At 54.7% G+C, this 26,509-nt stretch carries 25 protein-coding genes; 12 read left to right on the plus strand and 13 right to left on the minus strand.

Annotated features, from left to right (window positions below; translation table 11 throughout):
- The first annotated feature begins 200 nt into the window (after positions 1-200).
- The gene (locus ACLI4M_RS05910) at positions 201-1,106 is read left to right on the plus strand and encodes a sugar-binding transcriptional regulator (RefSeq protein WP_133622752.1); all 906 of its coding nucleotides are present in this window, start codon (positions 201-203) and stop codon (positions 1,104-1,106) included.
- A gap of 326 nt (positions 1,107-1,432) precedes the next feature.
- The gene (gene ftnA / locus ACLI4M_RS05915) at positions 1,433-1,945 is read left to right on the plus strand and encodes a non-heme ferritin (RefSeq protein ID WP_048914644.1); all 513 of its coding nucleotides are present in this window, start codon (positions 1,433-1,435) and stop codon (positions 1,943-1,945) included.
- A 266-nt stretch (positions 1,946-2,211) separates the two neighbouring features.
- Here the strand turns inward: ftnA and ACLI4M_RS05920 are convergent, their stop codons facing one another.
- The 4 genes from ACLI4M_RS05920 to ACLI4M_RS05935 form a co-directional block, all read right to left on the minus strand.
- Entirely contained in the window at positions 2,212-3,339 is a 1,128-nt protein-coding gene (locus tag ACLI4M_RS05920) for an ABC transporter substrate-binding protein (protein ID WP_133622751.1), read from the minus strand.
- 142 nt (positions 3,340-3,481) lie between these two features.
- Positions 3,482-3,979, minus strand: coding sequence for a GNAT family N-acetyltransferase (locus ACLI4M_RS05925; RefSeq protein ID WP_133622750.1), 498 nt, complete (start codon positions 3,977-3,979; stop codon positions 3,482-3,484).
- 126 nt (positions 3,980-4,105) lie between these two features.
- Positions 4,106-5,212: a porin gene (locus ACLI4M_RS05930; RefSeq protein ID WP_133625010.1), complete on the minus strand. Its 1,107-nt coding sequence runs from the start codon at positions 5,210-5,212 to the stop codon at positions 4,106-4,108.
- Between the two features lie 118 nt (positions 5,213-5,330).
- Complete coding sequence (locus tag ACLI4M_RS05935; RefSeq protein ID WP_048914638.1) at positions 5,331-6,239, minus strand: LysR family transcriptional regulator; 909 nt, start codon at positions 6,237-6,239, stop codon at positions 5,331-5,333.
- Positions 6,240-6,371: 132 nt separating this feature from the next.
- On the opposite strand from ACLI4M_RS05935, the gene ACLI4M_RS05940 reads away from it, so the two are divergent.
- The 9 genes from ACLI4M_RS05940 to ACLI4M_RS05980 all read left to right on the plus strand — a co-directional run bounded on the left by ACLI4M_RS05940 (position 6,372) and on the right by ACLI4M_RS05980 (position 16,707).
- Positions 6,372-7,691: an amidohydrolase gene (locus ACLI4M_RS05940; RefSeq protein WP_133622749.1), complete on the plus strand. Its 1,320-nt coding sequence runs from the start codon at positions 6,372-6,374 to the stop codon at positions 7,689-7,691.
- Positions 7,688-9,136, plus strand: a complete 1,449-nt coding sequence (locus ACLI4M_RS05945) for a M20 family metallopeptidase (protein ID WP_048914636.1) — start codon at positions 7,688-7,690, stop codon at positions 9,134-9,136. The genes ACLI4M_RS05940 and ACLI4M_RS05945 overlap by 4 nt, the downstream gene beginning before the upstream one ends.
- Before the next feature lie 101 nt (positions 9,137-9,237).
- On the plus strand, positions 9,238-10,761 hold the full coding sequence (gene abgT, locus ACLI4M_RS05950) for a p-aminobenzoyl-glutamate transporter (RefSeq protein ID WP_133622748.1): 1,524 nt from the start codon (positions 9,238-9,240) through the stop codon (positions 10,759-10,761).
- A 400-nt stretch (positions 10,762-11,161) separates the two neighbouring features.
- Positions 11,162-11,317, plus strand: coding sequence for a XyeA family cyclophane-containing RiPP triceptide (gene xyeA / locus ACLI4M_RS05955; RefSeq protein WP_133622747.1), 156 nt, complete (start codon positions 11,162-11,164; stop codon positions 11,315-11,317).
- A gap of 37 nt (positions 11,318-11,354) precedes the next feature.
- Positions 11,355-12,062: a radical SAM protein gene (locus tag ACLI4M_RS05960; RefSeq protein WP_413449782.1), complete on the plus strand. Its 708-nt coding sequence runs from the start codon at positions 11,355-11,357 to the stop codon at positions 12,060-12,062.
- Between the two features lie 61 nt (positions 12,063-12,123).
- Complete coding sequence (locus ACLI4M_RS05965; protein WP_413449783.1) at positions 12,124-12,546, plus strand: SPASM domain-containing protein; 423 nt, start codon at positions 12,124-12,126, stop codon at positions 12,544-12,546.
- Positions 12,546-13,406: a hypothetical protein gene (locus tag ACLI4M_RS05970; protein WP_133622745.1), complete on the plus strand. Its 861-nt coding sequence runs from the start codon at positions 12,546-12,548 to the stop codon at positions 13,404-13,406. Before ACLI4M_RS05965 ends, ACLI4M_RS05970 begins: the two co-directional genes overlap by 1 nt.
- A gap of 4 nt (positions 13,407-13,410) precedes the next feature.
- On the plus strand, positions 13,411-14,628 hold the full coding sequence (locus ACLI4M_RS05975) for an HlyD family secretion protein (protein ID WP_133622744.1): 1,218 nt from the start codon (positions 13,411-13,413) through the stop codon (positions 14,626-14,628).
- A 3-nt stretch (positions 14,629-14,631) separates the two neighbouring features.
- A complete protein-coding gene (locus ACLI4M_RS05980) occupies positions 14,632-16,707 on the plus strand; it encodes a peptidase domain-containing ABC transporter (RefSeq protein WP_133622743.1) in 2,076 nt (691 codons plus the stop codon).
- A 104-nt stretch (positions 16,708-16,811) separates the two neighbouring features.
- On the opposite strand, the gene ACLI4M_RS05985 is transcribed toward ACLI4M_RS05980, so the two are convergent.
- Positions 16,812-18,035, minus strand: coding sequence for an oxalate decarboxylase family bicupin (locus tag ACLI4M_RS05985; protein WP_133622742.1), 1,224 nt, complete (start codon positions 18,033-18,035; stop codon positions 16,812-16,814).
- 406 nt (positions 18,036-18,441) lie between these two features.
- On the opposite strand from ACLI4M_RS05985, the gene ACLI4M_RS05990 reads away from it, so the two are divergent.
- Positions 18,442-19,371, plus strand: coding sequence for a LysR family transcriptional regulator (locus ACLI4M_RS05990; RefSeq protein WP_133622741.1), 930 nt, complete (start codon positions 18,442-18,444; stop codon positions 19,369-19,371).
- On the opposite strand, the gene mdcH is transcribed toward ACLI4M_RS05990, so the two are convergent.
- The 8 genes from mdcH to mdcA all read right to left on the minus strand — a co-directional run bounded on the left by mdcH (position 19,361) and on the right by mdcA (position 26,496).
- Entirely contained in the window at positions 19,361-20,260 is a 900-nt protein-coding gene (gene mdcH, locus ACLI4M_RS05995) for a malonate decarboxylase subunit epsilon (RefSeq protein ID WP_133625009.1), read from the minus strand. The genes ACLI4M_RS05990 and mdcH overlap by 11 nt on opposite strands.
- Positions 20,260-20,868 carry a malonate decarboxylase holo-ACP synthase gene (locus ACLI4M_RS06000; protein ID WP_133622740.1) on the minus strand — a complete coding sequence of 203 codons (609 nt, stop codon included), beginning with the start codon at positions 20,866-20,868 and terminating at the stop codon, positions 20,260-20,262. The genes mdcH and ACLI4M_RS06000 overlap by 1 nt, the downstream gene beginning before the upstream one ends.
- 1 nt (position 20,869) lies before the next feature.
- Complete coding sequence (locus tag ACLI4M_RS06005; RefSeq protein ID WP_133622739.1) at positions 20,870-21,829, minus strand: AEC family transporter; 960 nt, start codon at positions 21,827-21,829, stop codon at positions 20,870-20,872.
- Positions 21,830-21,960: 131 nt separating this feature from the next.
- Positions 21,961-22,761, minus strand: a complete 801-nt coding sequence (gene mdcE / locus ACLI4M_RS06010; RefSeq protein ID WP_133622738.1) for a biotin-independent malonate decarboxylase subunit gamma — start codon at positions 22,759-22,761, stop codon at positions 21,961-21,963.
- 2 nt (positions 22,762-22,763) lie between these two features.
- Positions 22,764-23,594, minus strand: a complete 831-nt coding sequence (locus ACLI4M_RS06015) for a biotin-independent malonate decarboxylase subunit beta (RefSeq protein ID WP_133622737.1) — start codon at positions 23,592-23,594, stop codon at positions 22,764-22,766.
- Entirely contained in the window at positions 23,587-23,886 is a 300-nt protein-coding gene (gene mdcC / locus ACLI4M_RS06020) for a malonate decarboxylase acyl carrier protein (RefSeq protein ID WP_133622736.1), read from the minus strand. The genes ACLI4M_RS06015 and mdcC overlap by 8 nt, the downstream gene beginning before the upstream one ends.
- A 67-nt stretch (positions 23,887-23,953) precedes the next feature.
- Positions 23,954-24,844, minus strand: coding sequence for a triphosphoribosyl-dephospho-CoA synthase (locus ACLI4M_RS06025; RefSeq protein WP_208864868.1), 891 nt, complete (start codon positions 24,842-24,844; stop codon positions 23,954-23,956).
- Positions 24,844-26,496 carry a malonate decarboxylase subunit alpha gene (gene mdcA, locus ACLI4M_RS06030; RefSeq protein WP_048914625.1) on the minus strand — a complete coding sequence of 551 codons (1,653 nt, stop codon included), beginning with the start codon at positions 26,494-26,496 and terminating at the stop codon, positions 24,844-24,846. The genes ACLI4M_RS06025 and mdcA overlap by 1 nt, the downstream gene beginning before the upstream one ends.
- Between the last annotated feature and the right edge of the window lie 13 nt (positions 26,497-26,509).

The following is a 26,509-nucleotide window of genomic DNA, read 5'->3' on the forward strand; positions in this document are numbered from 1 at the left end:
CTGTGTGCACGACCGCGGGCTGATTCCGCTGAATCTCCTGTCCTGTCAGGGGTTTCTGCCACCTGTGCACATTGCAATTTGTCTGGTGTTGCGCAATAATTCTCCAACCGATGAACTGAGTGTAATACATTGCAGAAAGGAATTACAACCTGAAAGAGCCACTTTTACAAGATCCCGCCACCACCCGGGCGATGATGCACATGGTGGCGAAGCTGCACTATCAGTCCGATATGTCGCAGGTTGATATCGCTAAAAAACTGGGCGTTTCCACCGCTACCATCTCGCGTCTACTGACCAAAGCGCGCGCGGCGGGGATCGTGCGGATCGAGGTGATTGAGCTGACGTCCCCCGAGGAGATCACCGCCGATCTCATTGCTCAACTGGGGTTAAAAAGTGCAGCGGTAGTGGAGTCGCCACCCGCAAACGTGCTGAGCGCGCTGAGCGCTCCGCTCGCCTCGCTGCTGCAGCAAGCGGATCTGGTTAGCGGTTCTGTGGTGGGTATCGGCTGGGGGCGGGCAGTGCGTGAAGTCACGCTCTCCGGTCTGCCGCGCCTGCCGGGAGTCATAACCGTGGCGCTGAACGGCGGAATGCAGCAGGCGGCGGCGCATTTTCAGATTAACGAATTTGTGCGCCAGGCCGCAGAACAGATGGGCGGCACACCGCATTTTCTGCATGCGCCCTATATCTCCTCCCCGGTGCTGCGCGATGCGTTTCTTTGCGACCCCGGCGTGCAACAAATTACCTCGCTGTGGGACAAGCTCGACGTGGCGATTGTCGGCGTGGGCCTGACGCATCATGCGCCGCAGCCGATGGAAGCCAGCACCGCCACGCCGGACGAGCAGGCGCTGAGCCACGCCGCTGGCGATGTGCTGCGCCATTATGTTACCGAAGCGGGAGAAGTGCTGGACTGGGAGGGGGAACAGCGGATGATCGCCGCCTCCCCCGATCAGCTGCGCCGCACGCCACTGTGCATTGGCGTGGCCGCCACCCCGGAAAAAGCGGCCGGGATCATCGGCGCCGTGCGTTCCGGCATGATCAACGCGCTGGTCACCGATATTAAAACTGCCCAGGCGATACTCGACCGCCTGGTAAGCGAAACGCTCTGACTCTTGCGGTGTGCCTTTACCTTAAGGGTAGAGGCACTTAACCTCATAAAAATCATCAGTTATTAGAAATATCTTATATCTAAGTTATTCTCATTTCGCTTTTTTAACCTGCCAGTTATTAATAAGAATAATTATCAAACTTATTTAAAAAACAGAACAATTTAGATTGAGCAAGGAATGATTATCACTTACCAATCATAACTTTAGGTAAGCAAATTTAATTTAGCCTTTGCTATATAAAACGGTTTTTATTTGTTCTTAATGCATGCATAATGCGCAGAAATCACCTGTTTGCTTCACCCTAAAAATAAATTAAAGGAGTCACCATGCTGACTAACGAAATGACTGCTCAGTTGAACGATCAGCTGAATCTGGAATTCTATTCTGCCAACCTGTACCTGCAGATGAGCGCATGGTGCAACGACAAAGGTTTTGAGGGCGCGGCTGCTTTTATGCGTGAGCACTCTAATGAGGAGATGCAGCATATGCAGCGTCTGTTCAACTACCTGAGCGACACCGGCGCGATGCCAGTGCTGGGTACGATTGAGGCACCGCCGGTGACCTTTAACTCCCTGCACGAAGTGCTGGAACAGGCCTATCAGCACGAGCAGCTGATCACTGGAAAAATCAACGAGCTGGCGCACGCGGCGATCACCACTCAGGACTATTCGACCTTCAACTTCCTGCAGTGGTATGTGGCTGAGCAGCACGAAGAAGAGAAGCTGTTTAAATCAGTACTGGATAAGCTGGCGCTGGTAGGCAACAGCGGCCAGGCGCTGTTCTTCGTGGATAAAGATTTGCAGAAGCTGAGTGAGCCAGGCGCAGGCGCGCACGGTTAACAAGAGGCAAAGGGCCGATCGAAATGAGGGTTGGCCCCTGAGTTATCCTCAGAAGTGACTGCGGTTGCTAAACGTCGGCTAACCGGTCTGCGCTCAGCCTGAGCACGCCGGAACGGCGACGCTCCCTGCGGGCTTCGGCACGCGGCATCCCTGCCACGTGACGTCCGGCTTATCTCCGTCCGATCTCCTTCCCCGCTATTACCGTGCTCGCAGTGGATCTATCACCGCAACGATAAGGCTCTGGGTGAAAGCAGCCCTGCCCCCTGTTACCCTTTCGGCTTCAACGTCACCCAGTATCCCGGCTGATAGTCGATCGGCAGGAAACGCTGGTGGAACTCGCGGAAGGTGGCATCGGGGTCGATATCCTTGAACAGCTCAGGATGCAGCCACTTTGCCAGCGCCTGAATGGCGACGAACTGGTACGGGCTGTCGTAAAACTGGTGCCAGATAGCGTGCGCGTTGCCGTTGGTTGCCACCGGCAGCGTGCGAAATGCCGGGCGGGCCATCAGCGCCGTCAGCCGCTGGGTGGCTTCGCTGATATTGGCGCCGGGACCCACTCCGACCCAGCCTCCGGCGGTGTTGTAGTTCTTCCAGTTAGCGCCGGTCACCACCACCACATCCGGGCGGGCGGCAATAATCTGCTCCGGATTAAGGGTGCCGAAGGTGCCGGGAATCAGCCCTTTAGCGATATTAATCCCGCCAGCCACTTCGACCATGCGGCCAAAATTCTCATCGCCGAATGACATGCAGCACTCTTCGGTATAGCCACCCGCCCTATCCAGCATCACTTTAGGCCGTGTACCCTGAAAGTTTTTCAGACGATCGGTAACGATGTCGATCTGCTGCTGGCGGAAGGCAATAATCTCCTCCGCCCGCTGCGGCTTGCCTACCAGCTGCCCCATGATGCGGATACTTTTCTCGGCATTCTCAAACGGCTTCTCGCGGAAATCGATAAACACCACCGGAATGCCCAGCTTATTCAGTTTTTCCGTCAGCTGGGATTCATCAGTTGCGGCTTTTGACTCAAGATTCATCAGCACCAGATCCGGCTTCAGCGTCAGCGCCTGCTCAACGTTGAAGGTACCATCTTTCGCGCCGCCAAAAGTTGGCAGCCGGGTAATAGACGGGTATTTTTTCGCGTAGACCTGGTAGCTGTCAAAGTCTGCTTTGGGCAGATCGTCACGCCAGCCCACCACGCGCTTGAACGGGGCATCGGTATCAAATGCGGCCAGCAGGTAGATTTGCCGCCCTTCACCCAGGATCACCCGCTGCACTTCGGATTTGATCTCAACTTTACGCCCGCTGACATCTTCCACCACGAACGGCGCGGCCAGCAGACTGGCGGATGAGAGCAACCCGCCAGCAACGATTAATGCTTTACCCCAGAACGTCATAGCCAACCTCATAAAAGAAAATGATTATTATTATCAATATCGCAATTACGTGGCGATGCTACGACGAGCGGCTGATTATTACAAGATGTGTCAGAGAGAAATTTCGGGCAGTGATTATCACGGCGCCCGGCGGCGCCATGATTCAGAAGCTAAACTGGTAGAATTTGCTGTCAACCGCCATCAGCGGGAAACTGGCGGGCAGCTCCGCGGGGAGGATTTCACTGAAGCCATTTTTTTCGTAAAAACGATGCGCGGCGAGGAAGGCGGAGGTGGTACCAAGAAACACGTCCTTTACGCGGCGATCGCGCGCCGACATGATCAGCGTGTTCAACAGCGCCGAGGCTACGCCGTGCTGCCTGCCGCGCCATTCTGCCGCAACAAACATCTTGCGCAGCGCCGCCTGCTGGTTGCCGATATCCTTCAGGCCGATGCAGCCCACCACCTTATTGCCCACCAGCGCCAGCCAGAAATCCCCGCAGCCCTGCTGATAAAAGTTTTCAATATCTCTGAGATCCGGCTGCTGCTCCGCCGTGATATTAATGCCGAACTCTTCGGTCTGGATCGGCAGGATCAGATCGACAACTCCAGCCTGAAACTCCGACCGATAGCGCTGAATGGTGACATGCTGTGTGGGCATCATGGTGAGCTCCGCTTTGGTTAAGATAATTCTGGCATTGCGGATTAATCTAGCGCTTTGGTCATGCATTGGCGAATGAAAATTCGCCAATGCTGAGATGAAATTTTCTCCACTCTCTGCTGGAACTGCTTAGAAATTATAGTAAAACGTCAGCCAGGTTTCATCGGGATCGTTGTCACTGCTGGCGGTGAACGTCCGCTCCAGGTAAACGCTGAAGCCCCATCCGATATCGGCCCCCATCCCAACATAGGTGTGATTCGCATGGTAGTTTTCATCGCTTTTCAGGCGCAGACTGTCCACCGCCACATAGGGTTGAATCGATTGTAGGCCGGGTTTGTTAATCTTGAAGGTGTAGCCGCCAAACGCCTCCAGGCCGTAGCCATCCCCTGCCAGATAGCGATCGGTGCGCTCGGCGTGCTGATTAGGCAGGAAGTGACGGTAATAGGTCGCGGTCCCCGCCAGATACCAGTTATTTGGCTGCCAGGTTAACGCCATGCCGGAATAGTGCTGCTGATAGCTGGTTTGCGTGCCGTTGCCATGTTTTATCGTTGCTTTGGTCTGATCCCACGCCGCACTGAGCGTCAGATCTTTATCCAGCTGATAATCGAAGCCAATCGCCGCGCCGCGATCGCGACGGTAATATTTGTTGCCGCCGAGCACCAGATCATTCTGCGGCAGCAGCCAGGCGGTATACAGCGTCAGGTCGCCAAAGGTGTTGGTGTAGTGGATGCTATTTTTGGGGCGGTTGCCACCGTCGTAGTCCCCTGCCACCCCGCTGCCATCCGCCGCCGCATGACCGTCATTATCCCAGACGTCACTTTTTACCCCGACGGTCTCATAATAAACGCCGTACTGATGGCCGAATGTCAGCGTGCCGTAGCGATCGTCTTTGATACCGCCATACAGCTGGCGCTGCTTGTCCCAGTTGCCATCGTGATCGTAATGATTTTTCAAACCGAGCATATGTGCGGTATCAATACCCCATTCGTAATAGGCAATAATGGAGGTGTCTGACGTCAGGGCATAATCACTGCTGAAGCGTAAACGCGTGCCGCCATCATGACCATTATGATTATCCGGCCCGCGGTTCCAGATAAATTCCGGGCGGATACTGCCGCCAATTTGCAGGCTTAACGGATCGAGCCAGCCAATATCAAAAGCCTGCTTCTTTAATAGCGTCACTTCCGCATGAGAGGCCGGAACCAAAGCCATCAGCGCGCTCGCGCCCAGTAACATCCTTGTATATTGCAAAATATCGCTCCATTGCTGTTAATAAATTCTGATAAGAAATCCGCGAATGGAGACGTATAAAATATCAATTAGATCATCGTCGTGATCTTTAGTGCTTTAACCATTATTTAACCGATTTTCCGCAATAAATGCGAAATAAACGCGCCAGCTCGGCCCCCATTGGCGTTAGCGTAGTGTCCTTCCGCTGAATTAAATAGAAGGTGGCATTAGGCAGCTGCTCTTTGATATTTAGCGCTACCAGCTGATTGCCCAGAATAGGATCGCCAATCACATCGCTGGAGAGAATACTGACAAAGTCACTCTGCGCAATCAGGCTGGTGCAGGCCATAAAGGTTTCGCAGGTAACGCTGATGGCCGGGGCCATGCCCATATCGTGCAGCAGATCGTGCAGCAGGCGGTAGTAGCTACCGCGCGGCGTTGGCATGGTCCAGTCGCAGTGCTGCAGCTCCGCCAGCGAAGTCGCGTGCTGGCACGGGTGCCCCTTGCGTACCACGACGCGGTATTCGCGCTCCATCAGCCGTTCATAGCTCAGCTCGCTGTCCAGGTGGCCGGGATAGGAAGTGTTAATGGTGAAATCCAGCTCGCCCTGGCGCAGTTCGGGGATCATCGAGACCAGCTGCCCTTCAACGATGCGGATCTTCACGTTGGGAAACTGACGCCGGAACTGGGTGATCACCTGCGGCATCAGGGTGCGTGCAATGCTGCCGCCCACCCCGATATTGACCGTACCGCCCGCCAGCCCCAGGCGCTGCTGGATATCCTCCTGCGCGACGCGCAGCTCTTCTATGATCAGGCTCGCATGTTGGAAAAAGTTATCACCGATTTCGGTGAGCGCCACGCCCTGACGACGGCGTATAAAAAGCCGCGCGCCGAGCACCTCCTCCAGTTCCTGAATCGATTTTGTTAAAGCGGGCTGAGACAGGCCTGCGGCGCGGCTGGCGGCGCGAATACTGCCGTGGCGCGCCACATCAACAAAGGCGCGTAGCTGGTGCAGCTTGATGGATGCGGGCATCGGATCTCCGTTTTTGTGATAACTGTTGATTATCAATCACAAGATATTGGCATCTTCTGCCTGCGGGATCCATTGTGTAGAACAGAAGGTGAACCCCTGAAAAAATTAAGCCCAATTCAGAAGGATGAACCGATGCACCAGGCTATTGCTGACTTTGTGAAAGAGATTGCGCCACGCCTGCAGGCACAGCGCCGCGACCTGCATAAATTTGCCGAATCCGGCTGGCTGGAGTTCCGCACCGCCACGCTGGTCGCCGCTGAACTGCATCGTCTTGGCTACGCGCTGCAGCTCGGCAAAGAGGTGGTCAACGCCGAAGCGCGCATGGGGCTGCCCCCCGCGCACGTGCTGGCCCAACACGAACAGCGCGCGCTTGAGCAGGGGGCGCTGCCCGAATGGCTGCCGCACTTCTCCGGCGGCTTCTGCGCGATTGTCGCCACGCTGGCAACCGGCCGGCCCGGTCCGGTGATGGCATTTCGCGTCGATATGGATGCGCTCGACGTGGTTGAGAACCAGAGCGCGGAGCACCGCCCGCACGCCGAGGGCTTCGGCTCTATTAATCCAGGCATGATGCACGCCTGCGGCCACGACGGCCATACCACCATCGGACTCGGGCTCGCGGCGGTGCTGAAACAGTTCGCCGGGGAGCTGTGCGGCACAATTAAGCTGATTTTCCAGCCTGCCGAAGAGGGCACGCGCGGCGCGAAATCGATGGTTGCAGCGGGGGTGGTCGACGATGTCGACTTCTTTACCGCTATTCACATCGGCACCGGGGTGCCCGCCGGGGAGCTGGTGTGCGGCAGCGATAACTTTATGGCCACCACTAAGCTCGACGTTAGCTTTCGCGGCAATGCCGCCCATGCCGGAGCGCGCCCGGAAGAGGGCAGCAACGCCCTGCTGGCCGCCGCGCAGGCCGCGCTGGCGCTGCATACCCTGACTCAGCACAGCGGCGGCAGCGCCCGCGTCAACGTTGGCGTGTTGCAGGCAGGCACCGGGCGCAACGTCGTGGCCGACCGCGCGATGATGAAGGTGGAAACCCGCGGTGCCACCAACGAAATCAACGACTTTATCTATCAACGCGCCCTGCAAACCCTGGCCGGTGCCGCCGCAATGTACGGTGTGGAACATCAGGTGACGCTGGTGGGTGCGGCGCGCAGCAGCCAGCCGACCGCGCCGTGGGTACGCTATATCCGCCGCCAGGCGCGGCATATTCCCGAGCTGACCTCGCTGGTGGACACGCGCGGTGCGGCCGCCGGTTCGGAAGATGCCACCTACATGATGGAGCGGGTAAAACAGCGCGGCGGCCAGGCCTCCTACATTATTTTCGGCACCGAGCTGAGCGCCGGGCATCACAACGAAAAATTCGACTTCAACGAGCAGGTGATGGCCGTGGCGGTGAAGACCCTCGCGGCAATTGCCTTCAATATTGAACAGTTTGAGCCGGAGGCCGCATGAACCCTGAGATGAATGACTTTGTCGCCCGCTACATCGACCAGCATCAGGCGCGCTTTACCGCCTTAAGTGACGCCATCTGGGACCAGCCGGAAACGCGCTTTACGGAAACCTTCGCCGCCGGGCTGCTGTCCGGCGCGCTGGAACAGGAGGGTTTTCGCATAGAGCGGGCGGCGGGCGGTATCGAAACGGCATTTATTGCCAGCTACGGCAGCGGCCAGCCGGTGATTGCCTTGCTGGGCGAATATGACGCGCTGGCCGGCCTGAGCCAGCAGGCGGGAAGCAGCACGCGCACGCCGCTGGTGGCCGACGGCAACGGGCACGGCTGCGGGCATAACCTGCTCGGCACCGCCGCGCTGGCCGCCGCCTGCGCGCTCAAAGCCTGGTTACAACAGCATGGCACTAAGGGCACCCTCCGCTTTTACGGCTGCCCGGGCGAAGAGGGCGGTTCCGGTAAAACCTTTATGGTGCGCGAAGGGCTGTTTGACGACGTCGACGCCGCGCTCACCTGGCATCCTGAAGGGTTCAGCGGCATGTTTAATACCGCTACCCTCGCCAATATCCAGGCGGCTTTCCACTTCAGCGGCGTCGCCTCCCACGCCGCCAACGCCCCGCATCTCGGGCGCAGCGCGCTGGACGCCGTCACATTAATGAACACCGGCGCTAACTTCCTGCGCGAACACATTATTCCTGAAGCGCGGCTGCACTATGCGGTGACCAACAGCGGGGGCAGTTCCCCCAATGTGGTGCAGGCGGAGGCGGAAGTGCTCTACCTGGTGCGCGCCCCGCAGCTCGACCAGCTGCAGGATATTTACCAGCGGCTGACCGATATTGCGCGCGGTGCAGCGCTGATGACCGGCACGGAAATGACGCTGCGCTTTGAAAAAGCCTGCTCTAACTATCAGCCCAATCGGACGCTGGAACGGCTGATGTATCGCCAGCTCAGCCACTTCGGCCTGCCCGAATACAGCCACGCTGAGCGCCAGTTTGCCAGCGAGATCCGCCAGACGCTGAGCGCGGACGATCTGCGCAACGCGGGCCTTAACGCCGCGCGTACCGGGGGGGATGCAGGCCGTAAATGGGTTGAGGAGTTGGGGGACCGCGTGCTGATGGACAGCGTGGCGCCCTACTGCGCCAGCGAGGAGGTACTTTACGGCTCCACCGACGTTGGCGACGTCAGCTGGGTGGCGCCAACCGCGCAGTGTTTCACCCCCTGCTTCGCCTTCGGCACCGCGCTGCACAGCTGGCAACTGGTCGCCCAGGGACGCACGTCGATTGCCCATAAAGGCATGTCTCTTGCAAGTAAAACGCTGGCAGCGACCGCGCTGGCCCTGTTCAGCGATGCGCAGCTGCTGGCAGAGGCGCAGCAGGAGTTTCGCCAGCAGCGGGCAAAACAGCCCTATCACTGCCCTATTCCGGCCGGAGTAAAACCGACGCCGCTGGCATAACGCATCAAGCACCACCCGGAGGCCTGGCTCGATCCCGGCCCCGTAAAAAAAACCAAAAAACGCAAACAACACCGTAACGACGACAAGGCTAAGGATGATCCATGAGCGAAACCACAGCGGCCAACAAAAGCCCGGGAAAAATCTTTTACTGGATTGAGCGCATCGGCAACAAAGTGCCCAATCCGTTTCTGTTATTTGTTTACCTGATCGCGGTGCTGATGGTGTCGACCGCGCTGCTCTCCTGGTTTGGCGTAGCGGTGAAAAACCCGGCCAGCGGCAAAATGGTCGAGGTAAAGAACCTGCTGAGCGTGGCGGGCATTCAGTGGATCCTGCCGAATATCATCAAGAACTTCAGCGGCTTTGCCCCGCTTGGCTCAATCCTTGCCCTGATGATCGGGGCCGGTTTAGCCGAGCGCACCGGGCTGCTGCAGGCGCTGATGAATAAGATGGCCTCGTTTGTCAGCGCCCGCTACGCCAGCTATATGGTGCTGTTTATCGCCTTCTTCAGCCATATCTCGTCCGATGCCGCGCTGGTGGTGATGCCGCCGCTCGGCGCGCTGATGTTTATCGCCGTCGGCCGCCACCCGGTCGCCGGGCTGCTGGCGGCGATTGCCGGAGTGGCTTCCGGCTTTACCGCTAACCTGCTGATTGTCACCACCGACGTGCTGCTCTCCGGCATCAGCAGCGAGGCAGCGAAAGCCATCAGCGATACGGTGCACGTCAGCGTAGTGGACAACTGGTTCTTTATGGCAAGTTCGGTGGTGGTACTGACGATTGCCGGCGGGCTGCTGACCGATAAATTTGTCGAGCCGCGCCTGCCCGCGTGGCAGGGCAGCAGTGAGGAGAAGCTCGCCAGCCTGACGCCGTTGCAGAACCGCGGCCTGCTGATGAGTGCGATTGCCGCCGCGGTGTTTATTGGTCTGGTCGCGCTGATGGTGGTGCCGGAAGGCTCGATGCTGCGCGATCCGGCCAGCGGTTCGATCATTCCCTCGCCGTTTATCAAAGGCATCGTACCGCTGATTATTCTGTTCTTCTTTGTGGTGGCGATTACCTACGGCGTGGCGACGAAGCAGATTAAACGCCCGGACGACGTGCCCGCCCTGTTGATTGAGCCGATGAAGAGTATGGCCGGATTTATCGTGATGGTGTTTCCGCTGGCCCAGTTTGTCGCCATGTTTAACTGGAGCAACATGGGAACGTTTATGGCGGTCGGGCTGACCGACCTGCTGGAGCAGCTGGCGATGACCGGCGCCCCGGCGTTTATCGGCCTGATGTTCCTGTCGGCATTTCTGTGCATGTTTATCGCCAGCGGTTCGGCTATCTGGTCGATTCTCGCGCCGATTTTCGTACCGATGTTTATGCTGCTTGGCTTCCATCCGGCTTTTGCACAGATGATTTTCCGCATCGCCGACTCCGCCGTGCTGCCGCTGTCGCCAATGTCCCCTTTCCTGCCGCTGTTCCTCGGCTTCCTGCAGCGCTACCGCAAAGATGCGCAGCTCGGCACTTACTACACGCTGATCGTGCCGTACCCGCTGGTGTTTTTCGCCGTGTGGATTGCACTGCTGCTGGCGTGGTATGCGCTGGGCCTGCCGATTGGACCGGGCGTGTACCCGGCAATGCCGTAGGATCTTTGTAGGGGCTGACCTTTTTTCCGGTCAGCCCTGAATACCGATACAGGGCCGATCGGAAAAGATGATCGGCCCCTACACTGTGCACACAAAACATTTATTATCCATTTATAAACGCCACCATATCTATTTCGTCAAAAAACCACTTTACCTAACAAAAAAATGCCACATTCGCCATCAGCAGATTTTCATTTAAAAAATAGAACCCATACAGAAGACATAAATGATAAATACCTCATTAAATTCAATAAGGTATCATCATGCGATCCCAAACTAATAAAACCCAACAATTTAACGAAAGAAAACTTTTTTAGTAAAAAACACAATTCAATTCAAAAACCAAAGCGAGTATTAATAAAAATACTCATCAATTATGGTGAGAAAAAAGGAGTAAGCAATGTCTAAATTATCTAAAGAGATAGCTAAAAACCAGGCTGAGGTCATCACGTCCAAAGATAGAAATGAAGAGAAGAAAGCATTAGCACAATCTATGCTTGACAGCATCTCTGGCGGCTGGGTTAATGCCTTTGCTCGCTGGGGAAAAAGCTTTTAATTAGCATCTGATACAGGGTGATTTAGCCCTGTATCATTTGAAAAACTGGAGCCAAAATGACCTTAAAAAAATAAAGCACCTTGAAATAATCTTAAAAGTCAGTGAAAGATGCAACATCAATTGCTCTTACTGCTACATGTATAATTTAGGGAATAACATTTCGATAAAATCAAAACCTGTAATCCCCTTCTCTGTAGTTAAAGACTTAAGGAACTTCTTTGAACAAGCAACTAAAGAACATGAAATTGAAACTATTCAGGTTGATTTTCATGGTGGCGAACCACTGATGATGGGTAAGGAAAGATTTGAAGTAGCTTGTGATGAGTTAGCCAAAGGCCATTACAAAAACACAAAACTGAACATGGCATGTCAAACAAACGCAACACTCATCGATGATGAGTGGATCGAGGTTTTTTCAAAATACAACATCAGTGTTGGTATCTCTATTGACGGACCCAAACATATCAATGATAAACACCGGCTTGATAAAAAAGGGCGTAGTACATATGATAAAAAAGTAAACGGCTTAAAGATGCTACAAAAAGCGTGGCAAGAAGGAAAACTAGCCGATGAGCCGGGCATTTTATGCGTAGCAAATCAATCAGTTAATGGAGCGGAGATTTATCGACATTTTGTTGATGATTTAAAATCTAAAAAATTTGATTTTCTTATTCCTGACGAAAGCCATGATACTTGTTCGAATCCAGAATGGATTGTCAAAATTTTATTGCGATGCAATGGATGAGTTTTTTTCTGACGCTAATAAGAATGTCTATGTCAGGTACTTTCATACCCATATGCAGTCAATGTTAAGTCAGGAATTCCGTCCGGTAATGGGGATCAGCAAATCAAATGATGATATTCTTGCTTTCACAGTCTGTTCTAATGGTGATATATATATTGACGATACTCTCAGAGCCACTAATGATTCCATCTTCACGCCAATTGGTAACATTAAAAACTTGACATTATCCGATGCGCTGTCTTCATGGCAGATGAAAAAGTATATTTTGATAAAAAAAACATTGCCAGAAAACTGCACTGACTGCGTATGGAAAAAAATATGTGGTGGTGGACGTCATATTCAGCGCTACTCAAAGGATGATGACTTCAACCGTGAAACAGTATTCTGCCCCTCAATAAGAAAAATCATGAGCCGGGCGGCCTCTCACCTGATATCATCTGGCATTCCGGAAGAAAAAATAATGATGAATCTGGAGATAATATAATGACCAGGATTTTTATTTTTTTGATATTAATCTCTCTCAATTGCATGGCTGATACCATTACTGACTCATGGCGATTACGATATGATGAGCGTGGATTACCATTAATAGATGTAAAGATTGCTGACCGCTATCACACCCTGATGTTAGATACGGGTAGTGGGCAAGGTTTACACCTCTATTTATACAATTTAGAAGCTATTATTGCCAACCCAAGTATCGATGCCATAAAACTTACCTCGCGTCGAATGATAGATATAACTGGGCTTGATAACAACATTCCTGTATGGAAAATCGATAAACTTCGTATTTCCAACACTATATTTCATAATGTCGAAGCCGCTGGCTTCAAACCATGGGGACTGACGGTGGGAGGAAAACAACCCATTAGTGAAGTTTTGGGGTTAGGTGTCTTTCAGGACCAAAAAATCCTTATAGACTTCAAAAACGACAAATTAAAAACACTTAAAAACCTTCCAGCCAATATTAAAAACTGGTCATCTTTCCCAATTAAAAAAACAGACTCTGGGTTAAGAATCTCTGTTAATGCCAATCAAAAAAAACTAAATTTGATTATTGACACTGCAGCCAGTCACTCATTTCTTTTTTCAGACCGCTTACCGAAGAACATGAAATTTTCAGGCTGCCGTAGCATTGAGCCTGAAGCATCGAATTTAGATTGCACGGTAGCAAAAATAACATTAAAAGATAATAAAGACAAAATCACAAATAGTTTAGCCATGGTGACAAATAGCGTAACACCTAAGGAATTAGATTTTGATGGTTTGTTGGGCATGAATTTTATGCGTGGCCACCAAATAATCATTGATACAGAAAAACAAATGCTGTATTTAAGAAAGTAGCCCCATGAAAGAACGGAATTCAATTTTTAGGCCAGAATCCCTGAAATTCAAAAAAGACGCATGGCTGGGGAGTTTTACTGTATCGACGCCTTCTGTACTTCCTGCCGCCCTAGGGTGTGCCATTGCGGTCATAATCATCTTTGTCATTCTATCATTTACAACATATTCTAAGAAGGTTCCAGTAAATGGTCGCATAATTTACAACCCAGCAGCAGTAGAGGTTGTATTTAATCAAGATGGTATAATAGATAACATCGCTGTAAATCAGGGGAGGAAAGTAAAAAAAGGAGACACTATTGCCAGCATTTCACATGATGTTTCCTACGCTGGTGGTGGAATGAATAAATCATTACAGGATGCAGCTCAAAGCCAACTTAACAAACTTCAAAAACGAGAAGTTGAGCGACATCAAGAGGGAGAGAAAGAACGCCAGCTCTTGCTAAGAATGATCAGTACCAAATCCGCAGAAATTTCCGCTATACACCTTGCAATCACCACTGAACTTGAGCGCCAAATCAGTTTAAAAAAACGCCTGGGCTTTTATCAAAAATTACTCGAAAAAGGTGTTTCTACCGTACAAGAAAAAAACGAGCGAGAAAATGATTATTACAACACTTCCACCCAAATAAATATGCAAAAAATTAATTTATTACGTGCACAAGGGGAGAAAATTCAACTTGAGGATGAACTTTCCCATTCCAGTTCAAAAGAAAATCAATATATTACCGACATATACCAGCAAAAAGTCACGCTGCAACAGAAAATAATCAGTGCATCTGCTGTGGTTGAATCCAGGGTTTTAGCTCCCAGAGATGGCATTATAACATCAATGAGCATATTTGAAGGTCAGAGAGTCAGTGCAGGTAAAGTTGCCGCAGTTATTGTACCAGAAAACTCCCACCCATTTATCGAAATGTGGCTCCCACCCTTTGCGTTGCAAGAAGTAAAATTAGGCCAACACGTTATGCTGCGGGTTGAATCATTACCCTGGGAATGGTTTGGCAAAATACACGGTAAGGTCACAACTATAAGTTTAAGCCCTGAATTAATTACGGGTAGCAATCAACGTTTTCGTATACTTATAACCCCAGATGCCACTACACAGATTCTTCCTGCTGGAGTCAAGGTTGAAGCAGATATAATGACTTCGCATCGGAGAATTTGGGAATGGATCTTCTCACCAGTTAAAAATAGCATTCAAAGAATTTTGAATGAGGAATAACAGATGATTTTTTCATGGAAGAAAACACCTCTGACTTTACAATCGGAGACAAATGAGTGTGGATTAGCATGCCTGGTAATGATAGCAGGATATTTCAGAAAAAAAATGGATTTAGCTTCAGCACGTTTAATTCATGAGGCGTCCCGTCATGGAATGACATTGAGAGAACTTGTCGCCGCCTTTGACAGAATTGAAATGACGGCTCGCGCTGCAAGAATCGAGCTTAACGAACTTCGCTTATTATCATACCCAGTCATACTCCATTGGTCATTCAATCACTTTGTAGTACTTGTCAAGATAACTCGACGTGGTGCTATTATTCATGATCCTGCCACTGGCAGAAGAAATATATCATTACGTGAACTTTCTGATAAGTTTACTGGTATAATACTTGAAGCATGGCCCACTGAAAAATTCGATAAAAAACCATTAAAAATGAATGTTAAAACAACTGATCTTTTTCATGGAATCAGGGGGATTCGAACGATTTTCTCAGGTGTTTTGCTGCTATCAGTTTTGTTAGAACTACTGTCGATAGCTGTGCCAGCAGCGTCACAATTTACTATCGACATACTGGTTCGCTCATCAGATCGTGAAGGCATAATTTTAGTGGGATTTGTTGTTATCACTGCGTTACTGATCAAAGGTGCTTTTTCATTGGTAAGAGCTTGGGTATTGATGAATCTTCGCTATACGCTTAGCGTCAAGTGGGCTGAAATGTTCTTTAATAGACTAATTCAATTAACATTAGCATTTTTCGAAAAGCGCCACACCGGGGATATAGCATCGCGTTTTCAATCATTAACGGCCATTCAGGAGGCTTTTACTGCTGATATGGTAGCCTCGATACTCGATGCTATTGTCATCATTATCTCGTTAACTATCATTATTAACTACTCTGCTGTTTTGTCTATGGGGCCAATTTTTGCAGCCACCATTTTCATTGCCATAAAATTGAGCATGTTTTCAGTATACCGGATGAGTAAAATAGAGCATATCACCTCTGAAGCGTTACAATCATCTCATTTCCTCGAAACGGTTAGAGCCATAAGTGCTATAAAGATGCTTAATTTAGCCCCCATCCGTCGACATGAGTGGCTAAATCATGTTGTCAATAGTACTCATGCAGGAAACAAAATATTCAAATTAGATCTTCTGACAAACACTGCAGCAGCTCTTCTCATCGGACTATCGAGTATTTATGTACTAAGTATCGGAGCTGTAGGGCTTGATAATGGGATAACTACAGGAACATTATTAGCGATAATAATTTATTCTGACATGGTCATTTCTCGTACTATTAAAGTCGTCAACGCAATTTCTGACTTCTGTCTGTTATCAATGCATAGTCAACGCTTGACTGATATTGCTGTTTCGCCTATTGAGCAAGCACAAGATAACCCTCACCATCTTAAATTCAATGGAAATGTTATTATAAGGAATTTATCCTTTCGACATTCACCTAATGAGGAAAATATATTTGAAGGTATAAATATTGAGATTATGGATGGGGAGAACATAGCTATTGTAGGACCCTCTGGCTGTGGTAAATCAACGCTCCTTCATGTTATTTCTGGTCTCTACGCCCCTACTGATGGTGAGATTTTTATTAATGGCATTAACACATCACGCATTGGAAAAGAGAACTTTAGAGAAAATGTTTGTTTCGTTATGCAAGATGATAAATTATTAGCGGGCACCATAAAGAAAAACATAACTGGTTTTTCAGAAAACCCAGACGTCGAGCGAATGTTAGAATGTGCAAAATATGCATCGATTGATAAAGAAATTTGCAATTTCTCATTGGGCTATGACTCAATGATTGGCGATATTGGCAGTACCCTCTCAGGTGGACAGCGCCAACGTATTTCTATTGCCAGGGCACTTTACCGGCAACCTAAAATTTTGCTACTTGACGAAGCAACAAGCGATCTTGATATTGAAAACGAAAAAAAAATCACCCTCGCTATTAGTAATCTGTCAATCACACGTATTTTTGTCGCTCATCGCCCTGAAATGGTCAAATCAGCAGACCGCGTGTTTAATCTTCAATTGAAAAAATGGATCAAAAATATTTAATATTTATTTACATATTACACTTGTTGGCAATACCCTATTATATAAATATAAAATCACTCATAAAGAATATGGGGCGGGGCTTGCCCCGCCTGGAGCAACAGGGGTTAGTCGACGATCGGAGTTTTGCTTTTATTCAGCGCAGCCATAAAGGCGTCGTCCAGATGCAGGTGCTGCTTCACCAGCGCAGGCGGGGTCAGCGCCAGCCACTGATTGAGCGACAGATCCGCATAGTAATCGCTTTTGAACAGCTCTAAGAAACGCAGCGGCTTATCGCCGGTATTCTCAATGTAGTGCCCCATGGCAAACGGCACATAGCCGACGTCGCCGGCACGGAAATCAAAGGTGCGTGCCTGGCCGGAAGAGGCAAATACCCCCATGCGCCCCTGACCTTCAAGATAGTACTGCCACTCGTCGTTGTTCGGGTGCCAGTGCAGCTCGCGCATCGCGCCCGGTTCCAGCTCGACCAGCGCGGCGGCAATGGTTTTGGAAATTTTAAAGGTGGAGGAGTCGGTAATCCGCACCGTGCCGCCCTTCAGGGTTATCGGTTTCTGCGCCATCATTCGGTGGCTGAACTGCAGCGTGGAGCGCTTTGCCCCACTCATCGCATCCGCACTCAGCGCGCCGGGAACCTCGCCGGCAAAAATATACTCATCTGACGGCGACGGCAGCCGGTCGAAGGTGCTGGCGGGCACGCCGAAGTTTTTCGCCAGCACCTCCGGGGGAATATGCTTAAACCAGTCGCTAAGCAGGAAAGTGCTGTCCTCATCGAAATTACCGTCATCGAAGGCCAGCAGGAACTCGCAGCCGTCCGGCCCCAGCCCCTGAATTGAGTGCGGCATACCGGGCGGGAAGTACCACAGGTCACCCACGCCAACGTCATCCACAAACCAGCCACCGTCGGTATCCAGCGCGGTAATGCGCGCCCTGCCGTAAGTCATATAGGCCCACTCCCCCTCTTTGTGCCAGTGCAGCTCGCGGATGCCGCCCGCGTTGAGGCGCATGTCCACCCCGGCAATGGTGGTGGAGATCCCCAGCTCACGCTGAGTGACCTGGCGCGTCCAGCCGCCGCTGCCTTTGCGCACATGGGCGTCGCTGAAGGAGAAACGCAGATTGGGCAGGGTCCCGCTATCGGTCGCAGGGGGGTTCACGATATCCGGGTTCTCTGCTTCGCGGATGGGATCGTGCGGGCCAGGATCGGTGCCGCCCATTTTTCCGTTCCACGGCTGGGCGGTAATCTTGTTGTCATGGGCGTGGACGCTGCCTGCTGCCAGGGCCACGGTGCCGCCGGCGGCAAAGGCCATAAAACCACGACGTGTAATAGGCTTCATAATGCTGTTCCTTTTATCAGCTCAAATCAGACCACAATCAGAAGCGGAATAAACCACTCATTGATTAGCCTAAGCGATACTTCGTAACTCGCCAGCAACAGCCGAAGGGGATTAACGCATGAATTGTAAATAGAAATCCATTGAAAAATTTAATTAATCCGCTGAAAAACATCAATAAGATTAACGTTATCTAATTGTTGTTTAGGTTATATTGATGTTAAATATCGCAGCAGCGATTTTTTAGCACAAAACGGCGCTTAAACATCAAGTCTGTTTATCAACATTATGCTGCTGTTGTCATGGCTGGTTACACGCACTGCGCTACGATGCGTCAAGAAAACCCCTCTCGCCGGCCCTAAAATAGCCGGCTCACTCTGACTTCTTTTTACCTTCAACGCGGGCAACTATGAAAATCGATTCGGATATCACTTTTCGTAAGCTGGAGATCTTCATCGCCTTTATGAGCCGTGGCAACCTGGCACGCACCGCAGAAGCGCTGGGGATCAGCAGCGTCAGCGTTCACCGCGCCCTGCACAGCCTGGAAGAGAGCGTGCGCTGCCCGCTATTTATCCATCAGGGACGCAACCTGGTGCCGCTGCCCGCGGCGCAAACCCTGTGGGAATACAGTCAGGAGGCGCTGGATACCCTGTCGCGCGGCGTGGAGGAGACGCGTAAAGCGGCGGGTATCGGCCAGGGGCATATTCGCCTGGGCACGCTCTACTCGCTGACGCTGGAAACCATTCCGAAGCTGATTATGGGGATGAAGCTGCGCCGCCCGGACCTCGAAATGGAGCTGACGATGGGGTCGAATCAGCTGCTCACCACAAAGCTGGAGGATGGCTATCTTGATGCCATTCTGATTGCGGTGACGCCTGGCGAGATCGACTACAGCCGCTTTGAAATGCTGCCGCTGTTCGATGACGATATCTTTCTGGCGGCTCCGGCCGCTTCCGGGCTGGACACCAGCTTCCCCGCCGATCTGCGCGATTTTCGCCAGCAGAAATTTGTCTCGCTGGCGGAAGGATTTGCTACCTGGCAGGGCTTTCAGGAGGCGTTTAACGTTGCCGGATATGAGCCGGATATTGTCACCAGGGTAAACGATATTTTTTCTATGCTGAGCCTGGTGCAGGCGGGTGTCGGCTATACCCTGCTGCCGGGGAGGATGAAAAAAGTGTATGAAAATTCGGTGCAGCTGCTGCCGCTGGCGGAGCCATACCAGATGCGCCAGAACATCGCGATTGTCTTCGAGCGCAACCGCGAGCATGACCCCAACCTGCTGGCGCTGGTGGCGGAAGGCCGCATGTACAGCCGCCAGCGTCAGCAAACTAAGGCTTAATTCGCGCCACCAGGCGGCGGGCCAGCAGCAGCCCGCCCTGCTCCAGCGCTATCGCCTCCCCACGAGATAACGGCCCGCGCGTTAGCCCCGTCAGCACCGCGCCGGGCGGCATCTCAATCGCCAGCCCGACTTCCCGCTCGTTCGCCGCCACCATGGCTTCATGCCAGCGCACGGTACGCGCCATGTTCTGCGCCAGATCGTCGGCGATCTGCTGCGGCTGCCACAGCACGCGGGCGCTGCTGCCGCTGAGATAAGCACAGCGCGGGCGCTGGAGGGTTAACCTGTTGAAGGCGGCCGCCAGCTTAGCCGCCGGAGCGGCCATTAGCGCGCAGTGCGAAGGCACACTCACCGCCAGCCGATGCACTTTCTGCGCCCCGGCGGCCAGCGCTTTGTCTGCTACCTGCGCCATCAGCGCATCGCTACCGGCAATCACCAGCTGCTGCGGCGCGTTGATATTCGCCAGATAACAGCCCGTCTCCAGCAGCGGTTCCAGCTGCTGCTGCTCCAGCCCGACAATGGCCGTCAGGCCGTAGCCCTGCGGATAAGCCTGCTCCATCAGCGCGCCGCGCAGCGACACCAGCCGCAGCGCATCGTCAAACGCCAGCGCCCCGGCAACCACCGCCGCCGGAAACGCACCGATCGACAGGCCGCAGGTGATATCCGCTTCCACCCCCTGCCGCTGCAGCGCGTGCGCATGCGCCACTGCGGTAATCAGCAGGCACAGCTGCACAGCCCGCGTGTGCTGCAGCGCCTGCGCACCGTCAAGCGCTCGGGCATCCTCATGCAATACTTCACTGGCGCGATCCAGCAGCGCATCCCCCTGCGGCAGCTGTTGCAGCATCCCGGGGCGCTGTGGCCCCTGGCCGGGAAAGGTGAACAGCACTTTCATCATGGGCTACTCCACGGCTGAGCGGTGAGGCGCGGGCCAAGGTTGGTTTTCAGCAGAACCTGACCATCGCGCAGCCATTCATTGAGGGCAAAGGCACCGTACGGCGTTTCGACCTGGGTATCGACCCGGCACGGCAGCTGGCTGACAAACGCCTGCCAGCGCCGCAGCTCCGTCTCCGCGGCCGGATGCGGGCAGCGGATCAGCAGGTCGAGATCGCTGGTCGCTGACAGCACCGGCACTTCGGTCGCCAGCGCGTAGCCGACGCTGCCGGTAATGCCCCAGGGCCACCACCAGCGCTGCTGCGCCAGCTGGATCGCCGCCTGCACCGGCTGCTGCGAAACAAACGGCGAGGCCAGCAGCCGCTCCACGCTGCTGAACGCTTCCGGGTTTTGTACATGCTCGATGTCAGCGGCAGCCACCCAACCGGCCGCACGCTCCTCGCGCCGCAGCCCGCGCACGCCAACCGGGACACGCCCGTTCTCATCGCTGTCGCGGCGCACCACCAGCGGCAGCGCGCTGCGCCACTGGCTGCTGACCCAGGCGGGCAGATCGCCCGTCAAAGCCTGCGAGTGGCGGATCCAGACCAGATCGTGGGGCGTATAAGTCATATCAGAGTCCTGCAGTCAGCGTAATAAATAGCGGTAAGGTAATAATACATAACAGCGAACTGATCAGCAGCGTGGCTTCCGCGTCCGGCGAATAGACGCCAAAACGGTTGCCAAATACCACGCCGAAGAAACCCGCCGACAGCGCAATCATCAGAATGCCGGTCACGGCAACACGCCCATGCAGCCCGAACAACAGCACCAGTCCCCATGCGATAAAGGGCTCGATCAGCATGGTGGTAAGGCTGGAGATCACCACGATCCGGCTGAGCTTCAGTTTGCGCGCAGAGAGAATAACGCCGGTCAGAAACAACGCAGCCGCCGTCGCGGACAGCCCGAGAGGATGGATCGCCGCCAGCACCAGGTCCGGCATTTTCAGCTGCACCCCGGACAAGACAACCCCAAGCAGCGGCCCCCAGACTATCGGTTTGGTGACGGAACGCCACATCAGCAGTGGCAGCATCCCTATTCCGCCATGCTGACTATGGCCCGCTGCACGCGCTTTTTCACGCTCAAGGATCAGCAGGCAGAAGGGCGTCATCAGCACCGAGCCGCAGGCAATCGATGCCGCCACCGACAGTGAGGTTGCTGGCCCTGGCCCCAGCACGCTACCGAGGATCGGCAGGCCCAGCGCGGCATAGTTAGGCAGTGCCACGGTGAGCGTCAGCACTGCCGCATCCTGCGGTGACTTATGAAAGTATCGGGTACTAATAAAATAGATCGCGGCATAGGTCACCCACATGGTTAATGCCAGCACCACAATCAGCGGGGACTGCGCAATAATACCCTGCCACGGCGTCTGGACGGTCGCGCCAAATAGCGCAGCGGGCAGGGCGAAATCCATCACAAAGATATTCAGCGTCACGACGTTTTTATTATCAACCATTCCGGCTTTACCCGCATAAAAGCCGAGTAACATGATGACAAAAATAGGGGCAAGAGCATGGATAATAACGTAAGTCATAGCATCACCTGTTAGTTAACGCCGCGCGCAGGCGCGACAATTATTATTGTTTTCAGGCGGGAGTGAGGGCTATTTGCTTGCTGCTCCCGCCCTGCAGGTAGTTATGTTACTTATTGCCGTCAGGTGGCCGTTCACCAGGCCGCGCGCATTCTCTCACGCACCGCTTTCGAGCTGCGGCGATGCTCCGCCTGCAAACGGCACTGCAGACCCGGATCGCGCCGGGCTGCCGTCACGGCATCGTTCAGCGCCTGCTGCACCTGCTTAACGTCAGCCTCATCGGGCGCGTCCGGCTGGCGGATATTCAGCAGCGCTTCCAGCAGCCCCAGCGAGTGGTAATTTTTGATGTCGTAGGCCATCGGTGGAATGGTCTGAGCCAGTTTTTCCAGCGCCGCAACGCTGCGCAGGGTGATACGCGCCGCAGCCTCTTTACCCATCGCGTGGATCTGTACGCCCGGGTCGTTAAAGGCAATCAGCCGGTTGGCCTGATAGCCGTGCGCGAGGAAGGCGCCGGACATCGCCTTGCCGACGATCAGTCCGATGACGATATGCCCGGCGAGACGCGCTTCGGCATAGGCTCCGGCGGCGGCGGCCAGCGCCTGATGTATGCCAAAAGCCTCTTCCCGGCGGCCGTAGGCCTGGCTTGGCACATCAATCACGGCGATAATCAGCCGCTTGCCTGCTTTACCCGCATCCTGCTGCACCGCTTCACTGACCACTTTCGCCAGCGTCCAGCCCTCCAGCAGCCCGACCTCACCGCCCGCCGCTCGCGGATAGTGGTTAGCGGCATCCGGCACCACCGCGATAAAGCGTGCGGCCTCGCCGTTCAGCTCGCCATCCGCAGCCTGTACCGATGGGCAGAGCCCGGGCAGCCGGCTGGCACCGGCGGTGAGCTGTTGCAGCCAGGTTTCGCCGCGTGTGATGGTTTTTTTCATCCTCAATCCTCCCTGCTAAAGAGCTGTGTAATCCGCTGCGCATCCGCCTGCTGGCGGCTGTCGAACTGCGTCAGGCGCGGCAGATACTCCTGCCAGCGCTGCGAACGATGCTGCGCAGGAATGCCTTTTGCCAGCGCTGCGCGCATGGCGTTCTTTACTGCCTGCTGGCCATCCGCTACCAGCGTATCCACCAGCCCGCTGCGCGCGCGCACTTCGCCGCCGGTCATGCTCCAGATAAACGGCCGGTCGCGGGAGTCGTACTCGTCGATCCCCGCCTCCTGCTCTATCACCTGCGGACCATTCAACCCGAGGCGTGCTTCGCGGGTGGCGATCAGCGTGCTGCACAGCCCGGCGGCTATCGACATGCCGCCAAAGCAGCCAACGGTCCCGGCGATGATGCCAATAACCGGGGTGTAACGGCGCAGGTCGACGATTGCCGCATGGATATCTGCAATCGCCGCCAGCCCGAGGTTGGCTTCTTGCAGGCGCACGCCGCCGGTTTCAAAGCACAGTACGGCACGGGTTGGCGTGCCGTTACGGTTATCTTCTGCGGCCAGTTCAAGCGCGGCCGCCATTTTGGCCCCGGACACTTCGCCCATGCTGCCGCCCTGGAAAGCCCCTTCGATGGCGATGGCGACCGCGGGCTGGCCGTCAATGGTGCCCTTTGCCACGACCATGCCATCATCCGCCTGCGGCACGACGCCCTGCGCAGCAAGCCACGGCGACATGACGCCGTCAAACGGGTCGAGCAGTTCGCGGTAGCTGCCCTCATCCAGCAGCAGTCGTGCGCGCTGGCGGGCATTAAGCTCGATAAAACTGCGGTCGTTACGCATCGGCGACCTCCTCAAATACCTGTTCAATGCGGATGCGCGCCACGCCGGGCGTGGCGCCAAAATCGTGGATGGTCATCTGCCCGGCGGGCAGTGCGCCCAGGCTGCTCAGGCGATTAAACAACGCCTGCCAGCGTGCAGCGCTGTTATCCACCGAGGTGGTGACATCGACCTGGAGGAGATCGCTATCACTGGCGATGTACAGCACCTCCATGTCGCCGGAGCCGACCACGCCCGCGAGCGCTCTACCGCTGAGCTGGCGCGAAGCCGGAAATGAAAACGTGAACTGTTGCATAAGAACCTCTGAAAATGTGTTTTCCCTTTGCGGGCGGACCGAAAAAGAGGGTCCGCCCCTACAGCAATCATCTGGCGTTGTAGGGGACGACCTTCTTTTCCGGTCGTCCCGAAGCCATCCGGTCAAGAAACAATGCGGCGGACAGCAGGTCGGCCGCACCTCCGGGTGAGGCATTCAGCGCCAGCATCTTTGCATCCAGCTGCGCCAGCGCCTGCCTTCCGGCGGGTTGATGGCTTCCCCCCGCTGCCAGCACCGCACGGGCGCCCTGCTGCATCGCCGTCAGGCCGTTCATCCCGGCACGCGACAGCACGCAGGTGTCGCTCAGGGAGGTCATGATCGCCATCAGGGCATTCAGCTGCGCTGCGCTGTCATCGGCCCCCTGCTGGCGGCTGTGCCACAGCTGCGGCAGCGCAAGATGGATCACGTGCGGGAATCCGCGCTGCGCCTCTTCCCGCGCGCCCGGTACCTGATAGCGGGCGCTGGCACGCTGCCCTTTGCTGAACTGCTTCGGTGCGGCATCATCCGGCAGCTGCGCCAGTGCGGCGGCGCAGGTGACGATCTGCTGAGCATCCCCCATGCCGCCGCACATCGCCGCCGCACTGACCAGCAGTCCCAGCGCCCAGATCGCTCCGCGATGGGTATTCACCCCGCCCGTTTCCTGCATCATCTGCGCTTCCCCTGCGCGCCCCAGCAGCCCGACGCGCTGACGCAGGGCGATATCCGCCGGGCGCTGCCAGCTGTGCAGCGCCAGCGCATAAAACGTCGGGCGGAGGCTTAAGGCCGAGCGCTCCATCAGCGCCAACGTCAGGTCACGATGTGCGCCGCTGCCGCGCTGGTCCACCAGGCCGGGTTTAGGCGTCAGCCGGGCTTCATCCAGCAGGCAGGCGCTGGCCAGGTCGGCCAGCCGCTGCGCATAATGTTCAGCCGGGGAGGCGGCGAGCTGCCGCTGCAGGCTCATTACCAGCTCCTGAATTTTGCCGGTGGCTGATAGAGACCGCCGGACCATTCAACCAGATCGGCGACGCTGCCCGCCGCCAGCAGCGACCGGCTGGCATCCGTGCGACGAATGCCAAGATCTTCCGGGAAGGCCACTTTGCCCTCGCGCCTGAGCTGCGCGACGCGCTTCGCGTCGGCGCCGAGGCCGATATCGGTGATGCCCGCGACCGCAGCCACCATCGCCCGCCGCTCCTCCAGCGTTTTGGCGCGATAGAGGTAGGCAATGCCCTCTTCGGTCAGCACGTGGGTGACGTCGTCGCCGTAAATCATCACCGGGGCCAGCGGCATACCGGAGGCTTTCGCCACATCCACCGCTTCCAGCTTCTCGACAAAGGTCGGTTTTGCGCCCGCCTGGAAGGTTTCCACCATCTGCACCACCAGCTTGCGGCCGCGTGCCAGCGGGTCGGGTTCATTGATCATCGCCAGCCAGGCAGCCGTGGCATGACGGCGGCCGTGCGGATCGTGCCCCATATTGGGCGCGCCGCCAAAGCCGGAGAGGCGGCCTTTGGTCACCGTCGAGGAGTTAGCCAGCCCATCAATCTGCAACGTGGAGCCAATAAACATATCCGCCGCGTACTGGCCGGCCATCTGGCAGAAAGCACGATTAGAGCGCATCGAGCCATCGGCACCGGTGAAGAACACATCCGGGCGCGCGGCGACGTAGTTTTCCATCCCCAGCTCGCCGCCGAAGCAGTGCACGCTTTCCACCCAGCCACTCTCGATCGCCGGGATCAGCGTAGGGTGTGGGTTTAGCGTCCAGTGACGGCAGATCTTGCCCTTCAGCCCCAGCTGCTCGCCGTAGGTTGGCAGCAGCAGCTCAATGGCGGCGGTGTTAAAGCCGATACCGTGATTGAGCGACTGCACCTGATGCTCGGCATAGATGCCTTTGATCGCCAGCATCGCCATCAGCACGTGTTCCTGCTTAATCAGGCGCGGATCGCGGGTAAACAGCGGTTCAATAAAGAACGGCCTGTCGGCCACCACCACGAAGTCGATCCACGACCCCGGAATATCGACACGCGGCAGGTCGCATTCGTCATCCACCAGTTCGTTGACCTGGGCAATCACGATGCCGTCATGGAAGGCGGCGGCCTCGACCAGCGCCGGAGTGTCTTCGGTGCTCGGCCCGGTATACAAATTGCCCTTACGGTCAGCTTTGAATCCGGCGATCAGTGCCACGTTAGGCGCGAGATCGACATACAGCCGCGAGTAGAGTTCGATGTAGGTGTGGATCGCGCCGATCTCTAACAGGCCATCTTCCAGCAGCTGGGAAATGCGCAGGCTTTGCGTGCCGGAGAATGAGAAGTCGAGCTTGCGGGCAATACCTTTTTCAAAGATATCAAGATGTTCGCTGCGGCCCACGCTCGGCATAATCATATGCAGATCATGGATTTTCTGTGGGTTAACCTCGGCCAGTGAGCGGGAGAGAAAATCCGCCTGCTTCTGGTTATTACCCTCCAGCACCACGCGATCGCCGGGCGCGATAAGTTTTTCCAGCATCGGGATAAGATCGTCGGTGGGCAGGACTTTGTGATTCAGCCCGAGGCTGGCGATACGGCGCTGTTTTTCACGGCGGCGCGTATCCCAGACGCGGGGAGAGGGGGTGGATATCATGCGGTAACCTCCT

The sequence above is a fragment of the Erwinia sp. LJJL01 genome (assembly GCF_047300805.2).
GTDB classification, from domain to species: Bacteria; Pseudomonadota; Gammaproteobacteria; order Enterobacterales; family Enterobacteriaceae; genus Erwinia; species Erwinia aphidicola.

Coding starts and splice junctions, on each gene's coding strand:
- mdcE (WP_133622738.1), bottom strand. CDS start 22,761: ATGAAAAAAACCATCACACGCGGCGAAACCTGGCTGCAACAGCTCACC.
- ACLI4M_RS05975 (WP_133622744.1), top strand. CDS start 13,411: ATGAAAGAACGGAATTCAATTTTTAGGCCAGAATCCCTGAAATTCAAA.
- ACLI4M_RS05935 (WP_048914638.1), bottom strand. CDS start 6,239: ATGCCCGCATCCATCAAGCTGCACCAGCTACGCGCCTTTGTTGATGTG.
- ACLI4M_RS06015 (WP_133622737.1), bottom strand. CDS start 23,594: ATGCGTAACGACCGCAGTTTTATCGAGCTTAATGCCCGCCAGCGCGCA.
- ACLI4M_RS05980 (WP_133622743.1), top strand. CDS start 14,632: ATGATTTTTTCATGGAAGAAAACACCTCTGACTTTACAATCGGAGACA.
- mdcC (WP_133622736.1), bottom strand. CDS start 23,886: ATGCAACAGTTCACGTTTTCATTTCCGGCTTCGCGCCAGCTCAGCGGT.
- ACLI4M_RS05920 (WP_133622751.1), bottom strand. CDS start 3,339: ATGACGTTCTGGGGTAAAGCATTAATCGTTGCTGGCGGGTTGCTCTCA.
- ACLI4M_RS05985 (WP_133622742.1), bottom strand. CDS start 18,035: ATGAAGCCTATTACACGTCGTGGTTTTATGGCCTTTGCCGCCGGCGGC.
- ACLI4M_RS06025 (WP_208864868.1), bottom strand. CDS start 24,844: ATGAGCCTGCAGCGGCAGCTCGCCGCCTCCCCGGCTGAACATTATGCG.
- ACLI4M_RS06000 (WP_133622740.1), bottom strand. CDS start 20,868: ATGACTTATACGCCCCACGATCTGGTCTGGATCCGCCACTCGCAGGCT.
- ACLI4M_RS05990 (WP_133622741.1), top strand. CDS start 18,442: ATGAAAATCGATTCGGATATCACTTTTCGTAAGCTGGAGATCTTCATC.
- mdcA (WP_048914625.1), bottom strand. CDS start 26,496: ATGATATCCACCCCCTCTCCCCGCGTCTGGGATACGCGCCGCCGTGAA.
- ACLI4M_RS05970 (WP_133622745.1), top strand. CDS start 12,546: ATGACCAGGATTTTTATTTTTTTGATATTAATCTCTCTCAATTGCATG.
- ACLI4M_RS05910 (WP_133622752.1), top strand. CDS start 201: ATGGTGGCGAAGCTGCACTATCAGTCCGATATGTCGCAGGTTGATATC.
- ACLI4M_RS05925 (WP_133622750.1), bottom strand. CDS start 3,979: ATGATGCCCACACAGCATGTCACCATTCAGCGCTATCGGTCGGAGTTT.
- xyeA (WP_133622747.1), top strand. CDS start 11,162: ATGTCTAAATTATCTAAAGAGATAGCTAAAAACCAGGCTGAGGTCATC.
- ftnA (WP_048914644.1), top strand. CDS start 1,433: ATGCTGACTAACGAAATGACTGCTCAGTTGAACGATCAGCTGAATCTG.
- ACLI4M_RS05945 (WP_048914636.1), top strand. CDS start 7,688: ATGAACCCTGAGATGAATGACTTTGTCGCCCGCTACATCGACCAGCAT.
- ACLI4M_RS05940 (WP_133622749.1), top strand. CDS start 6,372: ATGCACCAGGCTATTGCTGACTTTGTGAAAGAGATTGCGCCACGCCTG.
- ACLI4M_RS05930 (WP_133625010.1), bottom strand. CDS start 5,212: ATGTTACTGGGCGCGAGCGCGCTGATGGCTTTGGTTCCGGCCTCTCAT.
- ACLI4M_RS05965 (WP_413449783.1), top strand. CDS start 12,124: ATGTTAAGTCAGGAATTCCGTCCGGTAATGGGGATCAGCAAATCAAAT.
- mdcH (WP_133625009.1), bottom strand. CDS start 20,260: ATGAAAGTGCTGTTCACCTTTCCCGGCCAGGGGCCACAGCGCCCCGGG.
- ACLI4M_RS06005 (WP_133622739.1), bottom strand. CDS start 21,829: ATGACTTACGTTATTATCCATGCTCTTGCCCCTATTTTTGTCATCATG.
- abgT (WP_133622748.1), top strand. CDS start 9,238: ATGAGCGAAACCACAGCGGCCAACAAAAGCCCGGGAAAAATCTTTTAC.